Origin of the sequence: Simiaoa sp. (assembly GCF_051972595.1) — a bacterium.
GTDB classification, from domain to species: Bacteria; Bacillota; Clostridia; order Lachnospirales; family Lachnospiraceae; genus Acetatifactor; species Acetatifactor hominis.
The window spans coordinates 56,544-77,650 of record NZ_JBOKRY010000003.1 but is presented as its reverse complement, the minus strand read 5'-3'; the positions used below and the strand labels follow the sequence as shown (position 1 = coordinate 77,650).

Genomic DNA, 21,107 nt, shown 5'->3' with positions numbered 1-21,107 from the left:
TTTATTATACAATCAGATATCCATACTGGCAATGAGCTGAAACATTTCCTCGGCGGTCATGTGATCTGCGGTGATCACATATACATAATTGTCAGCTTCATAATAAGCCATGACGTAACCATCCACATAAGTATATACCGTGGCAATGTGACCGCCGATGATATGTTCCTCTTCGGCATCGTATTCATTGTCTAATACGAATGTCAAGGCATTATTTGCGGAAATTAGCATTTGCTCCCAGATGATCTGTTCTCCGGCATTGTTTTCATAGAAAATTTCACAAAAAAGAGGACTGTCTCTTCGGTCTGTCTCTGTATAGCCCTCCGGGATGCAGGTCGGTATCGTGGGAGCGAGTACCGCATCTTTTTCCTCGGAAGAGTAGTTATACTGCGTAGCATCCTCGCGCAGGGTCTTTAGTGTCATGAAAAACTTATCCCGATAGGCATCCACACTTAACGTCAGAACCAGTCCGCCACATACGATACCGGTGAAAAAGATTGCAATGCGTTTTAGGAGCTGTTGTGCACCGGTCAGCACCGGATGGGCTTCCCGGCGGATCACTTTTTGCATTTTTTGTTCAAAACGTTTTGAAAATACATATTCCCGATCAACCTGATTTTCTAATGCTGTTATCATGGCATTGTCCACCACAGGCATATGCTGATAGAGCCATTCATCCGTTACTTCCATGGATCTCATTATTTTCCTCCCGTTTATTCAAAGCTTCCTGTATCATAATCTTTCCCCGGGATAATCGCTGCCGGATCGTTCCTTCGGTGATGTTTAATACATTTGCGATTTCATCGTTGTCCATATTGCCGGAGTATTTGAGGAGAAATACATCCCGGTATTTTACGGGCAGGCGCCTAAGGATGTCCAGTATTCCGTCATCCACATCCGTCTCCGCATAAGTCACCGGGACATTACATTCTTCCAGCTCATCCACATAGATTTCCCGTTGAAATTGATGGCTTCGCTTCCGGTAAATATCTATAGTCGCATTTTTCGTTATGGTAAGCAGGTAGCGTTTCGTCACCGTGGCGTCGATTTCCCCTATTTTTTCCATGTTTTTCGCAATTTTTATAAACGCCTCATGTACGGCATCTTCCGCAAGAAAAGTATCCTTCAGCACATTCAGAGCTACTTTCATCATAAGGTGCCGATAGGTTTCATAGAGAATAGCAAACTTTTGTTTGTCTTCTTCGGCGTCGATCATCATCAGATATATCATTTGTTGTTCCCAGGCCTTTCTATGAGTCATAACGAAGGTTCCTGTTCCTATTGTTACAAAAACGTAAAAATATTTCAATTGCAGGTTTATATGTTTGTCCCAATAGTATCTTTTGGGTAACCGGGGCACTTTATTGTGCCTGCTTTACGGATCCCGGCGAAGGGGGATATAATGATTTCATTACAGGAGAGCGTAAAAAGAGCAGAAACGAGCATAGGAGAAGCAAAATGGGAGAACAGGGGCATGAGGAACCCACCGGACAGGCGAAGATCACGAAAGCCTACAATCTGCCCTGACGTTATGTCCTGCATACCGTAGGTCCTATTGTGCAGGGAAAGCTGACGGAGAAACATTGCGCATTGCTTCGGTCCTGTTACTTGTCCTGTCTGGAACTGGCATCGGCATACGGGCTGGAAAGTGTGGCGTTCTGCTGTATATCCACTGGGGTATTCTGCTTTCCGAACGACAAGGCGGCGCAGATTGCCGTACAGACGGTACAGGAGTATTTGGAGGAGACTCCTGACAGTAGTGTCAAAAATGTGATCTTTAATGTGTTTAAGAATGAGGATTTGCAGATCTATGAGAGAATTCTTCGGTCGTAGATTTTCGATTACTCTAAATGCAGAGAAAAACTTGCACCCGGCAGATTGCTGTGATACATTGGCTGTAAAAGAAATACAAGAGAGGAAAAGAAAATGGCAGGATATCTGATTAAGGATACCACAAAAGAAGAAAGGGAGCAGATCGTGGCGGAGTCACTGGGATATATGGAAGCAAACTGCGATGGCTGCAGTTCGGGACTGGCGGAAATGTATCAGGCATACATCGACGGGGAGAAGGAGCTTCGGGACATCAATATGGAATTTCATGCAGGTTATGTATCCGGAGAGGAAGTGCCCGGCCGCAGGTCCTGTCCCATGTAATAATAGTGTGCGGGAAAGATGGATTTCCGGCATAAATGAAATGTTATCTGCAAAAACTCTTAGTAACAGAATGCGAAAGGCAGGAAAGAGAAATGCAGATGCGGGACGATCTTGGAATTACAATAAAACTGGAAAATGGCAAGGCTTATCTGGAATTTGCCCTGCCGGAAAAGATAGGGCGTTTGTTGTCCGCTTTACAGATTGAGATCTGGGAAGGTGCGGAGGGCGAACGCCTTATTTTTCATGGGGAATACTCATCAGAAGAAGCGGATTCCATGACGGCGTTGCTGTTGCGGCCGCATCTCTGGGACGGCATGCGGGATCCCTATGTCTATCTGGTGAAGGCGCAGGGAAGGTTCGGAACCGTGGAGTATGGAGAAAATATGGGGGGTACAAAGAACGAGGAAGAATCAGATCATGCTGAGGATATAACCGAGGCAGTGGAAGTGTACTGGCAGCAGGAACTGGCAATTTATGACGTGCATGTCATCGATAAAAAGGGAATCTTTCTCAATGAAAAAGAGTTTCTGCCACATGAAGTAGTCTACCGGCTTCCCCCGCAGATCAGTGATACCGGGACGAGGGTGGAGCAGGTACGAAGAGATCTGGAACGGCTGGTCCGGATGGGGGGAAATGTGATCCGGCTGGAAGGAACCGGGACCGGGGCAGAGGGGGTGAACTGCTCCGAAGTGAGAACGTTTTACAGCCTGTGCAGAAAGCGTGGATTCCTCACTGGGGACCTGTGGATAAGACCGGAAAATCTTCCGGTATATCGTGGATTATCCGGAGAAACGGCAGAAGATGCACTTCTTTCGGCGGATGGCAGAACGCTGACGGAGCGGTATTACTATTATCAGGCGAAGTGGAGCAGCGAACCGGTGCTCTATCCGGCACTTTCCACCCTGCATCGTCAGAAGAACGGATTACTTTCCCTGACAATTTACAGCAATCAGAAAAAAGTGGTGCTCTATGTGGACGGAGTACTTTTTTTATTCCAGTCGGCCGCATCCGGTGATCCGGAGTTCATTTTTGAAGACATTCCTGTGGCAAAGCTGCCGCTGCATCTGGCGGCGGAGGCAGGAAATTTAAGCATTTCTCTGACCGTGTCGAAGATTTAAGGGTTGTGGTTTCACACAATTTTCACAAAGGTTTCACCTTTTCATGACATTTGAGACATATACTGATACCAAAATCGAAAAGTCCGAGACCACATGAGCTTGCTCAGATGTGGTTGAGAGACTTTGAGATTTGCCCCGATATGAGTACAAAAGTGGGATGATAATCCCACGATGTACGAATAGCGGGTAGGATTGTGAGAGTGCGCAGCACGGAACAATCCGTAGGTATCAGTTCCGGGTACCCATAGGTATCAGGTGGGGGATCACACCATATCAGGGAGGCAAATATGATAGAAGTAAGCAATCTTACAAAAAAATATGGTGACCATATTGCCGTAGATCATCTCTCTTTCCGTGTGGAAAAGGGACAGATTTACGGCTTTCTTGGTCCTAACGGCGCCGGTAAATCCACGACAATGAACATCATCACGGGTTACCTGGCAGCCACGGAGGGCACTGTGACCATCGATGGCAAAGACATCCAAAAAGATCCGGAGGAGGCAAAGCGTGCCATCGGTTATCTGCCGGAGCTTCCGCCGCTGTATGTTGACATGACTGTCAGAGAATACCTGGATTTCGTGGCAGAACTGAAAAAAGTGCCGAAAAAAGAGCGGAAGCAGCAGATTGACGAGGTCATGGAAATGACACAGATCACCGATATGCAGCAGCGCCTGATCAGGAATCTGTCAAAAGGTTATAGGCAGAGAGTCGGACTGGCGCAGGCAATCCTTGGTTACCCTGAGGTCATCATTCTGGATGAGCCTACGGTAGGGCTGGATCCGAAACAGATCATCGAGATCCGTGATCTGATTCGCAAGCTGGGGGAGAATCATACCGTGATCCTCAGCTCCCATATTCTGTCGGAGGTCAGCGCGGTTTGCGACCATATTATGATCATAGCCCACGGTAAGCTGGTAGCCAGCGATTCTCCGGAGAATCTGCAGAAGCTTATGAGTGGTTCCATGGAACTGAACCTGGAAGTAAAGGGAAGCGCCGCTGCGGTGAAGAGTGCATTGCAGGAGATCTCACAGATCGACCGGATCGAAGAAAATACCGAGACTCCCAAAGATATAGCAAAATTGAAAGTGATCTCCAAAGAGAATGCCGACATCAGAGAGCAGGTATTCTATGCACTGGCAGAAGCAAAGCTGCCCATTTTAGAGATGACCCATGCGGAGAAGTCTCTGGAAGACATCTTCCTGGAACTGACCGAGGACGTGGCACCCACACAGCCGGAGAAGCACAAACTATTCTCAAAAAGAAAAAAGCCGGAAATGTCAGATGCTGCTGCACAGCAGACAGAAGCTTCGGAAGAGGAAGTACAGCCCGGAGAAGAGAAAAAAGAAACTGTAACTACAAAGGAGGCGGAATAATATGTCAGCCATTTATAAGAGAGAATTGAAATCCTATTTCCGTTCCTTTATCGGATTTTTATTTATTGCAGTCACCCTGTTTTTCCTGGGACTGTATTTCAGTGTTTATAACCTGATGAACGGATATCCTTATTTTGCGTATGTGGTATCCAGCGTTACCTTTTTATTCATGCTGACCGTGCCGATTCTGACCATGCGCATTCTGGCGGAGGAAAAGCGGAGCAAGACGGATCAGCTGATCCTGACGGCACCGGTGTCCGTAGGCGGCATCGTTATGGGAAAATTTCTGGCGCTGTTGACCATATTTGCCATTCCCGTAGCGATCATCTGCTTTTACCCGCTGATCATGGCGCAGTACGGCAGTGTTCCCATGGGAGAGGCTTACCTGTCGATCCTGGCATATTTCCTCTTTGGGATGACCGCCATTGCCATCGGTCTGTTCCTGTCTTCCGTGACAGAGAGCCAGGTCATCGCAGCAGTACTTACTTTTTTAGTATTGTTCCTGGGATATATGATGGATTCCATCTGCTCCATTATTTCCAGTACCGGCAATCTGTTGACAAAGCTGCTTCGTTGCTTTGACCTTTATACACCGTTTTCCAACTTGTTAAACGGCACGCTGGATGTATCTTCTATCGTATATTACGCATCCGTTACGGCGCTGGTTCTGTTCCTGACGGTACAGTCCATTCAGAAACGCCGTTACAGCATGTCCGTGAAGAACTTAAGCTTCAGTGCTTACAGTACCGGTATGATCGCCGTAGCGGTAGCGCTGGTAGTAGTCGTTAATATTATCATGGGCGAGATGCCTTCTAGCTGGACAGCAATCGACATGACCAGCCAGAAGCTCTATTCCCTGACGGATCAGACCGTTGACTATGTGAAAAATATGCAGAATGATGTGACAATCTATGTGTTGGTAAATCAGGACAATCAGGATACCACATTGGGGCAGACTTTACAGAGATATGATGAACTGTCGGATCATATCACCGTGGAATATGTGGATCCCACCGTTAACCCGATGTTCTATACCCAGTACACCACCGGCAACATCAGCACGAACAGCCTGATCGTGGTCAGCGAAAAGCGCAGCAAGGTCATTGATTACAACGATATCTATGAGTCTTCCTATGATTTTGACTATTCGACCTACAGTTATAACACCACGACTACCGGTTATGATGGCGAAGGACAGATCACCAGTGCGCTGGATTATGTGTTAAATGATGATATGCCCAAGGTATATATGACAACAGGACATAATGAACTGAGTTTAAGTAACACTTTTACATCCGCACTGAACAAGGAAAATGTGGATTATGAGACCGTGAATCTGATGGATCTGGATACTATCCCCGACGATGCGGCCTGTCTGTTCATCAACGGCGCTACCAGTGATTTCTCTTCCGATGACAAGGATAAGGTGATCGACTATCTGAATAATGGCGGTAAGGTCATTCTGGTGACCGGTTATACCGATGAGGAGACACCTAATATAGATGCTATCTTAAGCTACATGAATCTGAGCATTGCCAAAGGACTGGTAGTGGAGAATGATTCCAACGGCTACTACAGAAGTCCGTATTATATCCTGCCGACACAGAGCTCTGACAGCTATACCTCAGGCACCTACGGAAAATATCTGTTCCTGCCGTATTCTCAGGGCATCATCGTTCCGGAGGAAGTAAGTACCGACGAGACAGTTACCGGCGATATTACCTATGATGTATTCCTGAGCACCTCCGACAGCTCTTTTGCAAAACAGGATGTTAACAATACACAGGATTTTTCACAGGGTGAAAATGATGTGAATGGTCCCTTCGCATTAGGTGTTGAGGCAGTAAAGACTTTGGATGATGGGGATGCGACACTGGTCGTGTACGGTTGCGAGCAGCTGTTCACGGATGATGCAAATTCTGTCGTCAGCGGTGCGAACCTGACTCTGTTCACCAATACTTTCAGTGGAATGGCAGATCATGAGACCTCGGTATCCATTCCGGTAAAAAGTTATGAGGTCTCTAATCTGGTAGTGGATTCCGCACAGATTCTGTTGTTGGGATTGCTGGTTACCGTGATCCTTCCCGTCGGTTGTATGATCGCCGGATTCGTGATCTGGTTTGGCAGACGGAAGAGATAAAAACGATTGCTGCAAAACAGGGCAATAAGCATAAGGACAGAAAACGAAGACAGAAAGGTCAGAGTGTTATTATGAAAAAGAAACAAAGACAGACGATTGGAATGCTGCTGGCACTGGTGGTGCTGGCGGCAGCATTCCTGGGCATCCGACAGTATAATAAAAATGCATCGTCCGCGACGTCCACCATTGAGGATACACAGGAGACGGTGTTGGATGTGAACTCCGATGATATTATCAGCTTCCGCTATGTATATGAGGGAGAGACCTATGCCTTTGAAAAAGAGGATGACACATGGTACTATGCGGACGACCATTCCCTTAATCTGAACCAGGATCGGATCAAGGCGATGATCCTGAAGGTGGCACCGTTAAAGGCAGATCAGGTGATTGAGAATGTGACGGATATGTCACAGTACGGACTGGCAGATCCGGAGCGTACCATTCAGTACGAGACTGCAGATCGCAGCGTGATCATTAATGTCGGTAATCTGAATTCCATGACCAGCCAGTATTACATTGCATTTCCCTCTGAAATGAAAGTGTATGTCGTGGCCACCAACGTGGTGACAGGCTTCAATTATACACTGGATGATCTGGTGGAGGAGACTACGGAGGAGACAGAAAGCACCGAGGCGGCAGAGACCGCTGAAACAGAAACCACGGAAGCTGTGGAAACGGAAACTGCAGCGACGGAAGCAGATTAGGAATGCTCCCCACGAATGACAATGATGTCATTTAACCTTAATATCGTATCTTTTTGAGGCAGAATGGACAGATCCTCCCGCAGAATGAGGAAGATCGTGACCTGTTCTGCCTCTTCCATTTCTTCCACAGATTTGCCGGCAAAGCGCTTATCTACGAAGATCTCGGCGATCTCATGAATATCTGCTTCTTTAATATTAGAGAGACTGCTTTTGCGCTGATACTGTTCTACGAAACCGGCGCTGATGATACCGGTGGGGATAGCCACGGCACCGACACCGAGATAAGCGATACAGATCGCCATGATCCGGCCAAGTGTGGTGATGGGATAGATGTCACCGTAGCCCACGGTGAGCAGCGTTGACATGCTCCACCAGATGCCGCTGAAGGCATTGCGGAATACTTCCGGCTGGGAATCATGTTCCACGCTGTACATGCACAGACTGCTGGCGAGCATCAGGATCAGTACGATGAACACGGAGGAAATGATCTGATTGCGTTTTTCATACAATACCGTAGTGATGACATTGAAGGAATCATACCGTGCATTCAGGCGGAACAGATGGAAGATCCTCGCTACTCGAAGCATCCGGAAGATGACCATACCGGACAGGAAGAAAAAGGGTAAAATTGTCAGCAGGTCGATAATGCCGTCGAAGGAGATCAGAAACCGCAGCCGGGAGCGGAACTCGTTTTTATCAGGATATAGATAGTCCGCAGTCCAGATCCGCAGGATATATTCTACACAGAAGATCAGAATAGTGAGAACCTCGACCACATGAAATACCGGAAATAAAAAAGCAAGCTCATCAAAGGTTTGCAGAAAAGTCACCAGAATATTTGCACAGATAACGATAGCAATAAAAATATCAAAGAGCCGGCTCAGACGGTTACTTTTGTCACCGATCTGGATGATGTTAAATACTTTTTTCTTCATGTTGAATCCTCATTGTTTTCCGGGGCAGCGCAAGTGAATACTTGTGATTCCATCATACGGAGGTGGAAGAGGAAAGTCAAGAAATGCGGTGACAGAATCCGTCAACTTTCTTAAAAACAGTCATATATTATAGTAAATCCAAATACAATGAAAGGATACAAAAATATATGGCTAGATTTACAAATCAGGCACAGCTTCGCTATGGAAATGAGATTACAAACTCCAATATAGCAGTGGGTGAGATCACGGAGGTATTGTCTGCAACCAAGACAGCAGTGCGTGATACCTACGGGCAGAATGAAAATGTGACGTATGTGATCAGCATTGTGAACTCAGGCACTACTGCATTTAACGGAATTACAGTAACGGATAATCTGGGAGAGTATTTGTTTAATACCAGAGAACTGACACCTCTGACGTATATTCCGGGGACCGTAAAATACTATGCAAACGGAATTTTACAGGCAACACCGGCTGTAACGGCAGGACCTCCTCTCACAATCACGGGAATTACCGTGCCTGCGGGAGGTAATGTGACACTTACCTATGAGGCTGAGGTGAACTCTTATGCGCCGCTGGCAGCAGAGGCTTCCATTACGAATACGGCGACGATTGCCGGGGCCGGGGTCACCCCTGTTACTGTGAACGAGACAGTAAATGCGGTAAGCGGACCGCTTCTTACGATCACAAAGTCCGTCAGTCCCGTACCCGTGACAGAGAATGGAACATTGACGTATACGTTCCTGATACAGAATCTGGGTAATACGGCAGCAGATGCAGCTACCGGTGTCGTGATCACGGATACCTTTAATCCCGTATTGGAGAATCTGACTGTGAATTTTAATGGAACTGCATGGGCAGAGGGAACAAACTATACGTATGATACGACTACCGGATTATTTACCGGAACTGCAGGAGGTATTACCGTACCCGCAGCGACTTACACCCAGGATCCCGTTACGGGAGCGTGGGGGATAAATCCCGGTGTCAGCACGCTGGTGATCTCCGGAACCGTATAAGGGCTGTCGCCGTATAAATCTAAAATAAAAAGTCACTGGAAGTACATAAATGTCCTTCCGGTGACTTTTTATTTTATCCTTGCATGGCTTGTAGCTTAACCAAAGTATCTCTTTAACAGACCTTCAAATGCCTTTCCGTGTCTTGCCTCGTCACGAGCCATCTCATGAACGGTATCATGGATTGCATCCAGGTTCAGAGCCTTGGCTCTCTTAGCCAGATCAAACTTACCTGCGGTAGCGCCGTTCTCGGCATCTACTCTCATCTCCAGATTCTTCTTGGTGGAATCGGTTACGACTTCACCTAACAGCTCAGCGAATTTTGCAGCGTGCTCAGCTTCTTCGTAAGCAGCCTTCTCCCAGTACAGACCGATCTCGGGATAACCTTCTCTGTGAGCAACTCTTGCCATTGCCAGATACATACCAACCTCAGAGCACTCGCCCTGGAAGTTCGCACGCAGATCAGCAATGATATCCTCGGGAGCACCCTTTGCTACACCTACTACATGCTCAGCAGCCCAGGTCTTGCCTTCCTCCTGCTTGGTGAATTTGGAAGCGGGAGCGTGACAGATGGGGCACTCTGCGGGAGCCGCATCACCTTCATAAACATAACCACATACCTGACATACATACTTTGCCATAATTTTTTCTCCTTTTCTCTAATGAAATGTTTTGTTTTTAGTTTTCTCTTTTTGCGTGTGCTTTATCAGCACAAATATATTATGGAACGAAGCCAGTTATCATTCAGAAAACTAGGACTCCGTAGCAACCCTGGTACAGGCGGGACAAGAGCCGTAGAAATAAGTGACATGTCCCCGGATCCGGCCGTCAAATCTATCTCCGGCCGTCTCCATGATGGAATCAATACTATCCATGTCCAGATCAATAACGCTTCCGCATTCCGTACACACAAAATGATAATGTTCGGAAGTATCAGCATCAAAATGGTCAACACCGTCACCGACCCGGAGTCGTAAGATCTCTCCCATATCCGACAACAGAGTCAGATTACGGTAGACGGTACCGAGACTTAAGTTCGGATCCTGCTGCTTCAGATTAGAATAGATCACATCAGCGGTAGGATGATCCTTGCGTCCCATGAGAAAGGATTTGATCATTTCCCGTTGTCTGCTTCGTTTCAGTGCCATGATAAGCTCCTTTCTCGATAATAGTAATGATTACTGTTTCTTATAAACTTATTATACATGATGCGAGAATAATGTCAACAGAAAAATGAAAAAATTTTGTTTATATTTTTTTAATGATATTCTTGTTTCCTTTATACACAGGAGGTGGGAATCATGCTATAATGAGCGAAAGTAAAGTATAAATTAACATGCGCAAACTTGTGCTACACCGTGTACAGAAGTACATGGCACTAAAGTCACGGAAAGTTAAAGGCAAGAGTAATATGAAATTTAAAACCAGACTTCGTGTAACATTTATAAGTATTATATTACTTCCGCTGTTGCTGACGATCATGGCGTTCGTGATGATTGCTATTTACCTGATGAATTACTCTCAGGGTCTCAGCCTGACGGATATTGATTATTCCATGATGTCGGAGAATTTCAGGGAATTCACCAACACCACGGATCAGGCGTATTATGTGCTGCTGGACCAGGTGAAGGAAGACAGCAGCAGGCTGGAAGATAAAGAATATCTGGATCATATCAATGAGGAGGTATCGCGGAAGTCTACTTATATTATAGTAAGAAAGGGTGATAAGCTTTACTATGCCGGCAATGAAGAAGCCGCACAGAACATTTTTGAAAAACTGCCTGCCTACGGTGAAGAGAATCTGTCGGATGACAGCGGATATTTCTACAATGAACTGGAGAAGTATGTAAAACAGATTGATTTCACTTTCCGGGATGGAACACCGGGCAGTGTCTTTATTGTAACGAAGGTCAATTCGCTGATCTCGAGACATCTGCTGATCGATATGTTCGTGGCTATCATTGTGATCCTGATCTTCACGAGCCTGATGCTGACCCAGTGGATCCACAAGGGCGTATTTGAGCCCATCAATGAGCTGAATGTGGCAATGCGCAAGATCAAGGAAGGCAACTTTGATTATGTTCTGGAGACAGATGCCAGGGGTGAGATCGGTGATCTCTACCGCAATTATGAGGATATGCGTCTGCGGCTGAAGGAATCCACGGAAGAGAACGCCCAGCATGAGAAGCAGAACAAAGAGCTGGTCAGCAATATTTCCCATGATCTGAAGACCCCTATCACAGCCATTAAGGGTTATGTGGAAGGAATCATGGACGGTGTGGCAGATACGCCGGAGAAGATGGATAAATACATCAAGACCATCTACAATAAAGCCATTGATATGGATCGTCTGATCAACGAGCTGACCACTTATTCCGGAATTGATAATAACCGGATCCCGTACAATTTCCATCGGATCAACGTGGCGGATTATTTCGGCGACTGTGTGGAAGAAGTCGGACTGGATCTGGAGCAGCGGGGTATCAAGCTGAACTATTCGAATCTGGTATCTCCTGACACAGTTGTCATCGCGGATCCGGAACAGATGAAGAAGGTCATCAATAATATTATCAGTAACAGCGTAAAATATATGGACAAGCCGAATGGGCACATTGATATCCGGATTCTCGACGAAGTGGATGCTATCCGGGTAGAGATCGAGGACAACGGCAAGGGAATCGCGCAGAAGGATCTGCAGAAGATCTTCGAGCGGTTCTACCGCACGGATGCTTCCCGCAATTCCGCCCAGGGCGGCAGCGGCATCGGACTTTCTATTGTGAAGAAGATCATCGAGGATCACGGCGGTTATGTATGGGCAACAGCCAAAGAAGGAGAAGGCACCTGTATGCATTTTGTCCTGAGAAAATACATTGAACTGCAGCCGGGTGGAACCAAGTAATGAATAAGGAATCAATAAGGAATGAAACAGAAATAGCATGATAACTGATGATGCAAGGACTTTCTGTAAATGGAGGATAAATAATGAGTAAGATTTTAATTATTGAAGATGAAGTAGCAATTGCAGATCTTGAGAAGGATTATTTGGAGCTCAGTGATTTCAAGGTAGATATCTGCAATACCGGAGATGAGGGACTGAAGACCGCTCTGACAGGCGATTATGATCTGATCATTTTGGACCTGATGCTGCCCGGCATGGACGGCTTCGAAGTATGTAAGAAGATTCGGGAGGAGAAAAATATTCCCATTCTCATGGTATCAGCGAAGAAGGACGACATTGATAAGATCCGTGGCTTAGGGTTGGGTGCGGATGACTATATGACCAAACCTTTCAGCCCCAGTGAGCTGGTAGCCCGCGTGAAGGCGCACATGGCCCGTTATGAGAGACTGGTGGGAACCAACCAGAAGCAGCAGAATGATATCGTGGAGATCCGCGGTATCCGTATTGATAAGACTGCAAGACGTGTCTATGTGGACGGTGTGGAGAAGACGTTTACGACCAAGGAATTCGATCTGCTGACGTTCCTGGCGGAGCATCCGAACCATGTATTTACCAAAGAAGAATTGTTCCGTGAGATCTGGGATATGGATTCTATCGGTGATATTGCCACCGTTACCGTGCACATCAAGAAGATCCGTGAGAAGATTGAAAAAGATACTGCAAAACCTCAGTATATCGAGACCATCTGGGGTGTGGGCTACCGATTTAAAGTATAAAAGAAGAAAAATAAGATCAGAAGAGAACTCCTATGATGGATTCGGCAACAAACTGTCTCCAATAGGAGTTTTTTATCTAAAAGTGTGTTATAATCATAACATTGCGGATTGCACCCGTGAAATTTGATTAGCGATTCCACTGATGAGATAAAGCGTCGGCGGAATGGAGTGTGTTATGAACAGTAAAAAAATAATACAGTTGTCTACGACACAGAAGATCATGCTTAGCTTTCTGTGTGCCATTTTAGTGGGAAGCTTCCTGTTGGCATTACCCATCAGTTCAGCCACCGGAGAAGCGGTTCCTTATATAGATGCTTTATTTACAGCCACCACGTCTATCTGTGTGACCGGTCTGGTGACGGTTCCCACATATTCCACCTGGAGCGTCTGGGGACAGATCGTGATCCTGTTTCTGATCCAGTTGGGAGGTCTGGGGGTCATTACGGTCATGTACGGTGTGATGATGGGACTGCACAGACGACTGGGACTGGGTAACCGGTGGATGCTGCAGGATGTATTTAATCTGAATAATATCTCCGGAATCGTGAAATTCCTCCGCAAGGTCCTAATAGGTACTCTGGTGGTGGAGGGATGCGGAGCTCTTTTGTATATGACAGTATTTGTGCCGGAATACGGACTCAGAGGCATATGGATTTCGATTTTTAATGCTGTATCTGCCTTCTGCAATGCCGGAATGGATATTATGGCGGAAGACAGTCTGTGCGGCTATGTATTTCAGCCAATGGTCAATCTGGTCACGATGCTGCTGATCATATTGGGTGGCTTAGGTTATATCGTCTGGTGGGATGTACTGCGGGTTTTGAAAAATATCCGGAGCCAGAAGCTGAAATGTTTCCGACTGCTGACACTTCACAGTAAAATAGCACTCACGGTGACAGGAATACTTATTGTAGTGGGAGCGGCGGCATTTTATATTTTTGAATACAATAATCCCCTGACGATGCAGGATTACACGGTGCCGCAACGGATCTGGGCATCCCTGTTCCAGGCAGTAACTACGCGAACCGCAGGTTTTGCCACGATTCCACAAGAGGATCTGACCAATACCTCTGCGATCATTTCGGTGCTGTTGATGCTGATCGGCGGCTCTCCGGTGGGAACCGCAGGAGGAATGAAGACAGTTACGATCGCAGTGCTACTGGTATCCATGTTTGCCACCATAGGTAATAAGGAAGATGCAGAGCTTTTTGGGAGAAATATTCCGAAGCAGGCGGTGAATAAATCGGTAGCAGTTGTAGGTATGTTTTTTATCATTGCATCGCTGTCCTCGATTTTTTTATCTGCAGTGACAGATGCGGATGTGATAGATATTGTGTATGAAACAGTGAGTGCCACAGCTACTGTGGGATTAAGCAGGAACCTGACTTCCATGCTGAATCTTTGGGGAAAACTGATTATTATCGTGACCATGTATCTGGGAAGAATCGGCCCCATATCGCTGGTAGTGGCATTCAGCACGCAGAAAAAGAACAAAAATATTGTGAAGAACCCGACAGAAGAGATCAGCGTCGGATAAAGCAGATCGAAGCAACAGGAAGGAAGAGACTATGGGAATCAATCAGACCTATGCGGTATTTGGACTTGGAAGATATGGAAGAGGTGTGGCGAAGGAGTTGGCAGAGAACGGCGCAGAGGTGGTAGCGGTGGACAACAGAGAGGCAGTTGTCAATGCGGCAATTTCAGAGATTCCATACTGTAAATGTGCGGATGTTACAGATCCGGAAGCGTTGAGACAGATCGGTATTGCGAATATTGATGTGGTCATCGTGACCATGGCAAATCATCTGGAAGCCAGTGTTATGGCAACCATGCTGTGTAAAGAACTGGGCGTAAAGACCGTTATCACCAAATGCGCCACTGAGATAAACTGTAAGATCCTTACGAAAGTAGGGGCAGACCGGGTAGTATTTCCTGAGAGTGAGTCAGGGATTCACCTGGCCAAAAATCTGTTAAGCTCCGGTTTCATGGATATTATCGAATTGTCCCAGGATGTGTCTATGGTGGAAATGGAAGTCAAACAGCAGTGGATCGGCAAGAATCTGATCGAGCTGAATCTGCGGAAAAAATATTCCGTGAATGTGGTTGCCATCATTCAGGGGAAAAATGTGAATACGAATATCGACCCGGAGATGCCTCTGACACAGGATATGAGGCTGATCGTGATTGCCAACCGGGCAAAATTGAATAAACTGAAATAGATAGCTCCGAACTATAAAAAAGTGAAACATCTGACGGGCACTTGTGCACATGACAGGATGTTTCACTTATTTTTATACGTTGGCGGTCACCTGAAAAGTTGTAAACCGATGATCAGCTGTCAGCCCGGAAAGTCTTCTCATTAAAAGCACCCTGCTGCTTGGCAACAATGGTAGTACATACGGCATCACCGGTGATATTGACAGCGGTACGCAGCATATCCAGGATACGGTCGATACCCATGATCAGTGCAATGCCTTCGGTAGGCAGTCCCACGGAGGTCAGTACCATGGACAGGGTGACCAGACCGACACTGGGGACACCGGCAGTGCCGATGGAAGCGATCGTCGCGGTGGCAATGACGGTAGCAATGGCAGCCGGGGTCAGAGGAATACCGTAAGCCTGTGCTATGAAAACAACTGCTACGCCCTGCATAATGGAAGTACCGTCCATGTTAATGGTGGCACCCAGAGGAATCGTAAAGGACGAAATCTGTTTGGAGACACCGATTTTTTTATACAGAGTGTCGATAGACAGAGGGATCGTCGCATTACTGGTGGAAGTGGAGAAGGCAAAGGTCATAACCGGGAAGAACTTTTTAATGAACTTAAAAGGATTCAACCGGGTGAACACAAACAGCATGACCTGATATACCACGAAACACTGTACTGCCAGTGCCAGAATGACGCTTCCCATATATTTCAGCATAGGCACAAAAGCGTCGAAGCCGATACCTGCGAAGGTCTTGGCAATCAGGCAGAAGACACCGACAGGGGCTGCTTTCATGACTGCAATCGTCATTTCCATCATAATGTCATTGAACTGACTGAAAAAGTTCGCCACAGTGGAGACCCGGTTGCCCATGGCAGCCAGAAGAATGCCGACAAATAAAGCAAAGAAGATGATCGGCAGCATATCTCCGGTGGACAGAGAGGTAAAAATATTTTTCGGAATAATATTCAGCAGCGTCTCCGCAAAATCTACCTGGGTGGTCGCAACTTCGGTGGCATCCTCCGGCAACGCAATATTTAAACCGACGCCGGGATTGATCAGACTGGCAATGCCCAGTGCCACGCAGATCGCCAAAGCAGTGGTGCACAGATAGAACAGGATCGTTTTCACACCCACAGTTCCCAACGTTTTCGTATCACCGATGGCCATGGCGCCGCAGACCAGGGAGCAGAATACCAGAGGAACCACCAGCATCTGCATCAGGCGGATAAAACCGTTGCCCAGTACATAGAGAATACCGTTGATCAGAATCGTATCTCTAAAGTACCCTTCCGGCATATAATAATGGATCAGCACACCACACACTGCACCGGTTAAAAGGGCGATAAAGATTTTGGTGGACAGACCGAGTTTTTTCTTTTCTTTTTCGTGTTTTTCCACTATTCCAGTCCTCCGGTTTCTTTCATGTAGGAAGCAAGTGTCTCTCTCCAGCCACTGGGTTCTTCGATGCCGGTGAGACGCAGCATCATATTATCCAGTACGGAATATTTCTCCGGGGTGCCGTCTTTTACTGTGACGGTAAGCCGGTCCTCTTTTCCGGCAAGACGCAGGATCTCTTTCGCGAATTCCAGGCGTGTGCAGGAACCGCCGCTGCATACGGCGTGATAGATACCGTAATGGTCGTTGTCGATGAAAAATTTTACCACGCGTGCAAGCTCAGCAGCGGAGGTAGGTACCGCACGGTCGTTATTTAGCAGTTCCATAGTGGATATCTGAGGGTCCGCGGCTGCTTCGAGTACTTCATTCAAAAAGTCTTTGCCGATGCCGTAGATCCAGGAACTGCGGATAATGACATAGCGGGTCATCAGCTGGATGACGAATTTCTCTCCGGCATATTTGGATTTCGCAAACAGTCCCACGGGATTTACATCATCGAACTCATTATAGGGTGTGTCGGATGCGCTGGAAAATACATCATCCGTAGAGATCTGTATGAGTTTTGCCTGAATGCTCTCCGCAGACTGCGCCAGATTTCTCGCACCTACGGCGTTTACCTTGTAAGCCATATCTGTCTCCGACTGCGCTGCACCGGCGGAAGGATGATATCCTGCACAGTTGATGACGACATCGGGACGATTCCGGTGCATGAACAGGGAAACTGCATGTTCATCCGTGATATCCAGCTCATCCTTATCGGTCTCGTATAATTCATATTCCATCATGTCTAACAACCTGATCAACGCCTGCCCCATGTGACCGAGGGAACCGACGATCCATATTTTTTTCATTGTAATATAACCTCCTGCAATTTGTGTGTAACTGAGAACAGTATAACAAGTATATCATAGGAAAGATTCCCGGGAAAAGAGAAAATTAAAAAGTGAGAGAAACTCCATAAAAATTGATATTAACAGGGAGAAAAGGATTTGCTATACTAACCACAGAGAGCAGAATTCGAAGGAAAAGCTCAGGATATATTTGACAGGCAAAATCTGGAAAGGCAGGGAGTTTATATGGCAAAATTACGTCTGGGTGCATTGGAAGCCGGCGGTACAAAAATGGTCTGTGCTATTGGGGATGAGAATGGTACAATTTATGAACAGGTATCGATTCCTACAACTACACCTAAGGAGACGATTCCTAAGATGATCGCTTATTTTAGGGACAAGGGGATCGATGCATTGGGAATTGCCTGTTTTGGACCCATTGAGCTGGACAGAGATTCCGAAAAATACGGTTATATCACAACCACGCCAAAGCTGGCCTGGAGGGACTGCGATATTGTGGGGCAGATGCAGGAGGCACTTCATTGCCCCGTGGGATTCGATACAGATGTGAATGGTTCTGTCCTCGGCGAAGTGACTTTCGGACAGGCACAAGGGAAAAAGTGCGTCATGTATCTGACCATCGGTACGGGTGTCGGCGGTGGTATTTATAGTAACGGAGAGCTGCATCACGGAATGCTCCATCCGGAGACAGGACATGTGTTGATCACGAAGCGGACCGCAGATACTTATGCCGGAAGATGTCCTTATCATAAGAATTGTCTGGAAGGTCTGGCGGCAGGCCCTGCTATCGAAGAACGCTGGGGCAGGAAAGCAGTGGACCTGGCAGATTGTCCGGAAGTATGGGAGCTGGAGGCAGATTACATTGCTCAGGCCCTGACCGGCTATGTCATGACGGTATCTCCGGAAATGATCATTTTAGGCGGCGGTGTCATGCACCAGGAGCAGTTGTTCCCGCTTATCCGCAAGAAGCTTAAGGAATACATCAATGGCTATATTGTAACGGATGAACTTGCAGACATGGAGCATTATGTGGTGCCGGCATCTCTTCACGATGATCAGGGCATCATGGGATGTCTGGAGCTGGCAAGAAGAGCGCTGTATCAGTAGGGTTTTCCCTTGCGGTACTGCAGTGGTGACATCTGGTAAGTTCGGTGAAAACTGCGGATAAAGTGACTCACATTGGAGAAACCGGATTGTAAGGCAACTTCTGTCACCGGCAGGTCTGTAGTCTCCAATAAATGGCAGGCGTGGGTCAGGCGCAGATGTACCAGATACTGCGTTACTGTCAGGTGAAAATGTTGCTTAAAATAGCGGGACAGGTATTTTTCGGACAGGTGAAATTGCTTGGACAAATCCTCCAGCCGAAGAGGTTCCGCATAGTTTTGTTGAAGAAATGTCAGAAGTTCCCGCTGCATGGGATCGTTTCTTTTGGTAGTTTCAGGCCGTACTGTTCCGTAGACCGCAATTTTTTGAAGTAATGAAAGCAATAAAACACGCAGCTGTAATTGTTGTTCTATACAGGGAGGAAGCTGTTCCGTATGTAGAATCTCATTTAGGAGAAGAATCATATCGGGACAGCTTTTTTCGTGAGATAAATCATGCCGCAGCAGGAGGTCGTGATTCCTTAAAGGAAGAAAAAAGTCGGTTTCCAGAGCATCGTCCGATTGAAAAGAGATAAATTCCGGAGGAAACAGCAGTGTATAATAATCGACTCCGGCGACAGAAGCCCCCATAAAGTGAAGCTCTCCCGGATTCACGAAATAGACAGATCCGGGAGCTGCCTCGTATTCTTCCCCCTCGATGACTACCTTTAAGGGTCCCTTCAAGACATAGATAATTTCTATTTCCGGATGCCAGTGAACCGGAACCTGGAATAATTCCGGCATATAGCTCAGGTGATAACAGGTAAAAGGAAAATCTCTTGTTCCGTGGGTACGTTCTTCACGCAATTCTAAATACATGACAAGCTTTCATCCTTTCAGAAAATAGTATGTAAAACAAATCAAAGATACGATAGTGTGTTTCGTATTGCAATTTGACTACAGAATACTACACAGGTAGAAATAAGTCAATTTCGTGTTACAATAATGCAAGATTTCTCTCTAAACAAGTGGTAATCTGTAAAAAATGAAGTGAGCAAGCTGACAGCAGCTTTGAGATCATTTTATGGTTACGTTTTCGGAAAGGATGCTGATATGTTTATGGAAGGACAGAAGAAGACATTATTTCAATTGTTTGTTCCGTTGTGTCTGGAGACTTGTTTTTACATGTTATCCGGAATGGTGGATACGTTGATGTTATCTTCCGTGGGAGATCAAGCAGTGGGTGCGGTCGGCACAGCCAATACTTACATTGGTGTGTTTATCATTATGTTTTCGGTAGTATCCATGGGGATGCTTGCGGTAATGACACAGAATATCGGAGCAGGACGTCCGGGAATCGCCTGCCAGGCAAGAAATCTCGGCTTATTGTTCAATGGTGTGCTGGGGATCGCAATGTCGATATTTTTGTTTGCCTGTTCCGGGATGGTTCTGCATGTGGTCGGTATTGCTTCGGCACTGAGACAGCCGGCAGAGCAGTATCTTAGAATCGTAGGTGCAGGAAGTATCTTAAACGCACTGATTCCCATAATGGCTGGTTATTTACGGGCATTCGGCTATACGAAGCAGCCGTTATTCGCAACAATGACAGGCAATATTTTGAATTTTATACTGAATGCGGTATTCTTATTTCAATTTCAGCTGGGAGTGCAAGGGGTAGCAGCGGCGACAGTGATTTCCAAGGTAGTGAATCTTATGTTGTTAGTAGTGCTTGCACAACACCTGGTTCCGGCTCGAAAGTATCCGGAGAGAGGGAACAGCCGGGATATTCTATGCCAGATCATCCGTATCGGATTCCCATCCGCATTGGAGTCGATCATTTACAATGTGGCGATGACGCTGGTGATCCGGTTCCTAAATCAGATGGATGCAGATGGAATCAATGTGGCGGCGCGTTCCTACACGGTGCAGATCACGAATTTGTCTTTCTGCGTTGGAAATGCACTGGCACAGGCAAATGCCATTATGACCGGATGGTACATGGGCGCCGGGGAATACGAGACCTGTGATTGTCAGACGAGAAAGGCAGCAGTGATCGGAACGGCGCTGGCGGCAGGAACGGAAATTTTATTTGCAATGTGCGCACCGTTATTATTGCCTGTTTTTACCAAAGATGCGACTATGATAGCGTTGGTACAGAAGCTTATGTTTATCGATATTGCTCTTGAGATAGGGCGAGTAACAAATCTGGTATACGGAAATGCGCTGAAGACCAGCGGAGATGCGGTATTCCCGGTAATCATGGGAGCGGTGTTCATGTTCTTGTGTGCAGCCGGCGGAACTTATCTGTTCGGTATGCGACTGCACATGGCAGTGGTCGGAGCTTATATCGGACTGACATCGGACGAATGCTGCCGTGCAGTTGGGATGATCCTTCGCTGGAGAAGCGGTGCATGGAAGAAAAAGGGACTGGTCAGAGGATAGGAGGAATCGGA

The 21,107-nt window shown here is 46.6% G+C and carries 20 protein-coding genes and 1 pseudogene; 13 read left to right on the top strand and 8 right to left on the bottom strand.

Annotated features, from left to right (window positions below; all coding sequences use genetic code 11):
* Positions 1-12 precede the first annotated feature (12 nt).
* Entirely contained in the window at positions 13-699 is a 687-nt protein-coding gene (locus ACTRDR_RS01810; RefSeq protein WP_440525947.1) for a DUF4367 domain-containing protein, read from the bottom strand.
* On the bottom strand, positions 674-1,261 hold the full coding sequence (locus tag ACTRDR_RS01805; RefSeq protein ID WP_440525946.1) for an RNA polymerase sigma factor: 588 nt from the start codon (positions 1,259-1,261) through the stop codon (positions 674-676). Before ACTRDR_RS01805 ends, ACTRDR_RS01810 begins: the two co-directional genes overlap by 26 nt.
* Before the next feature lie 197 nt (positions 1,262-1,458).
* Between ACTRDR_RS01805 and ACTRDR_RS01800 the strand changes: the two are divergent.
* The 6 genes and pseudogenes from ACTRDR_RS01800 to ACTRDR_RS01775 all read left to right on the top strand — a co-directional run.
* Positions 1,459-1,833, top strand: a pseudogene (locus ACTRDR_RS01800) (macro domain-containing protein); the annotation flags it as partial.
* Positions 1,834-1,926: 93 nt separating this feature from the next.
* Positions 1,927-2,154, top strand: coding sequence for a purine biosynthesis protein PurH (locus ACTRDR_RS01795; protein WP_176865789.1), 228 nt, complete (start codon positions 1,927-1,929; stop codon positions 2,152-2,154).
* A gap of 92 nt (positions 2,155-2,246) precedes the next feature.
* Complete coding sequence (locus ACTRDR_RS01790) at positions 2,247-3,272, top strand: hypothetical protein (RefSeq protein ID WP_440525945.1); 1,026 nt, start codon at positions 2,247-2,249, stop codon at positions 3,270-3,272.
* Positions 3,273-3,559: 287 nt separating this feature from the next.
* On the top strand, positions 3,560-4,645 hold the full coding sequence (locus ACTRDR_RS01785; RefSeq protein ID WP_440525944.1) for an ABC transporter ATP-binding protein: 1,086 nt from the start codon (positions 3,560-3,562) through the stop codon (positions 4,643-4,645).
* A gap of 1 nt (position 4,646) precedes the next feature.
* On the top strand, positions 4,647-6,785 hold the full coding sequence (locus tag ACTRDR_RS01780; protein ID WP_440525943.1) for a Gldg family protein: 2,139 nt from the start codon (positions 4,647-4,649) through the stop codon (positions 6,783-6,785).
* 71 nt (positions 6,786-6,856) lie between these two features.
* Positions 6,857-7,489: a DUF4340 domain-containing protein gene (locus ACTRDR_RS01775; RefSeq protein WP_440525942.1), complete on the top strand. Its 633-nt coding sequence runs from the start codon at positions 6,857-6,859 to the stop codon at positions 7,487-7,489.
* On the opposite strand, the gene ACTRDR_RS01770 is transcribed toward ACTRDR_RS01775, so the two are convergent.
* Positions 7,486-8,424, bottom strand: coding sequence for an ion transporter (locus ACTRDR_RS01770; RefSeq protein WP_440525941.1), 939 nt, complete (start codon positions 8,422-8,424; stop codon positions 7,486-7,488). The genes ACTRDR_RS01775 and ACTRDR_RS01770 overlap by 4 nt on opposite strands.
* Before the next feature lie 167 nt (positions 8,425-8,591).
* On the opposite strand from ACTRDR_RS01770, the gene ACTRDR_RS01765 reads away from it, so the two are divergent.
* Complete coding sequence (locus ACTRDR_RS01765; RefSeq protein WP_022154064.1) at positions 8,592-9,443, top strand: DUF11 domain-containing protein; 852 nt, start codon at positions 8,592-8,594, stop codon at positions 9,441-9,443.
* A gap of 95 nt (positions 9,444-9,538) precedes the next feature.
* Here ACTRDR_RS01765 and ACTRDR_RS01760 read toward each other — a convergent pair whose 3' ends face one another.
* Entirely contained in the window at positions 9,539-10,081 is a 543-nt protein-coding gene (locus ACTRDR_RS01760) for an NADH peroxidase (RefSeq protein WP_022154063.1), read from the bottom strand.
* Positions 10,082-10,192: 111 nt separating this feature from the next.
* Positions 10,193-10,588 (bottom strand): Fur family transcriptional regulator, encoded by a 396-nt coding sequence (locus tag ACTRDR_RS01755; protein ID WP_440525940.1) that lies wholly within the window; start codon positions 10,586-10,588, stop codon positions 10,193-10,195.
* A 263-nt stretch (positions 10,589-10,851) separates the two neighbouring features.
* On the opposite strand from ACTRDR_RS01755, the gene ACTRDR_RS01750 reads away from it, so the two are divergent.
* From ACTRDR_RS01750 to ACTRDR_RS01735, 4 genes are all read left to right on the top strand, one after another.
* Entirely contained in the window at positions 10,852-12,339 is a 1,488-nt protein-coding gene (locus ACTRDR_RS01750; RefSeq protein WP_440525939.1) for an ATP-binding protein, read from the top strand.
* 83 nt (positions 12,340-12,422) lie between these two features.
* Positions 12,423-13,115, top strand: a complete 693-nt coding sequence (locus ACTRDR_RS01745) for a response regulator transcription factor (RefSeq protein WP_118552039.1) — start codon at positions 12,423-12,425, stop codon at positions 13,113-13,115.
* Between the two features lie 175 nt (positions 13,116-13,290).
* Positions 13,291-14,652 (top strand): TrkH family potassium uptake protein, encoded by a 1,362-nt coding sequence (locus ACTRDR_RS01740; protein ID WP_440525938.1) that lies wholly within the window; start codon positions 13,291-13,293, stop codon positions 14,650-14,652.
* A 31-nt stretch (positions 14,653-14,683) separates the two neighbouring features.
* Positions 14,684-15,334, top strand: a complete 651-nt coding sequence (locus ACTRDR_RS01735; protein WP_440525937.1) for a potassium channel family protein — start codon at positions 14,684-14,686, stop codon at positions 15,332-15,334.
* 112 nt (positions 15,335-15,446) lie between these two features.
* On the opposite strand, the gene ACTRDR_RS01730 is transcribed toward ACTRDR_RS01735, so the two are convergent.
* Together ACTRDR_RS01730 and ACTRDR_RS01725 are read right to left on the bottom strand one after the other, a co-directional pair.
* Positions 15,447-16,724: a dicarboxylate/amino acid:cation symporter gene (locus tag ACTRDR_RS01730; protein WP_440525936.1), complete on the bottom strand. Its 1,278-nt coding sequence runs from the start codon at positions 16,722-16,724 to the stop codon at positions 15,447-15,449.
* Positions 16,724-17,572 (bottom strand): SDR family oxidoreductase, encoded by an 849-nt coding sequence (locus ACTRDR_RS01725; RefSeq protein ID WP_118545915.1) that lies wholly within the window; start codon positions 17,570-17,572, stop codon positions 16,724-16,726. The genes ACTRDR_RS01730 and ACTRDR_RS01725 overlap by 1 nt, the downstream gene beginning before the upstream one ends.
* 225 nt (positions 17,573-17,797) lie before the next feature.
* Between ACTRDR_RS01725 and ACTRDR_RS01720 the strand changes: the two genes are divergently transcribed.
* On the top strand, positions 17,798-18,679 hold the full coding sequence (locus ACTRDR_RS01720) for an ROK family protein (RefSeq protein WP_440525935.1): 882 nt from the start codon (positions 17,798-17,800) through the stop codon (positions 18,677-18,679).
* Here ACTRDR_RS01720 and ACTRDR_RS01715 read toward each other — a convergent pair.
* On the bottom strand, positions 18,673-19,533 hold the full coding sequence (locus tag ACTRDR_RS01715; RefSeq protein WP_440525934.1) for a helix-turn-helix domain-containing protein: 861 nt from the start codon (positions 19,531-19,533) through the stop codon (positions 18,673-18,675). The two genes, ACTRDR_RS01720 and ACTRDR_RS01715, sit on opposite strands and share 7 nt — an antisense overlap.
* A gap of 240 nt (positions 19,534-19,773) precedes the next feature.
* Here ACTRDR_RS01715 and ACTRDR_RS01710 point away from each other — a divergent pair, with 240 nt between their 5' ends.
* The gene (locus ACTRDR_RS01710) at positions 19,774-21,096 is read left to right on the top strand and encodes an MATE family efflux transporter (protein WP_440525992.1); all 1,323 of its coding nucleotides are present in this window, start codon (positions 19,774-19,776) and stop codon (positions 21,094-21,096) included.
* Positions 21,097-21,107 lie beyond the last annotated feature (11 nt).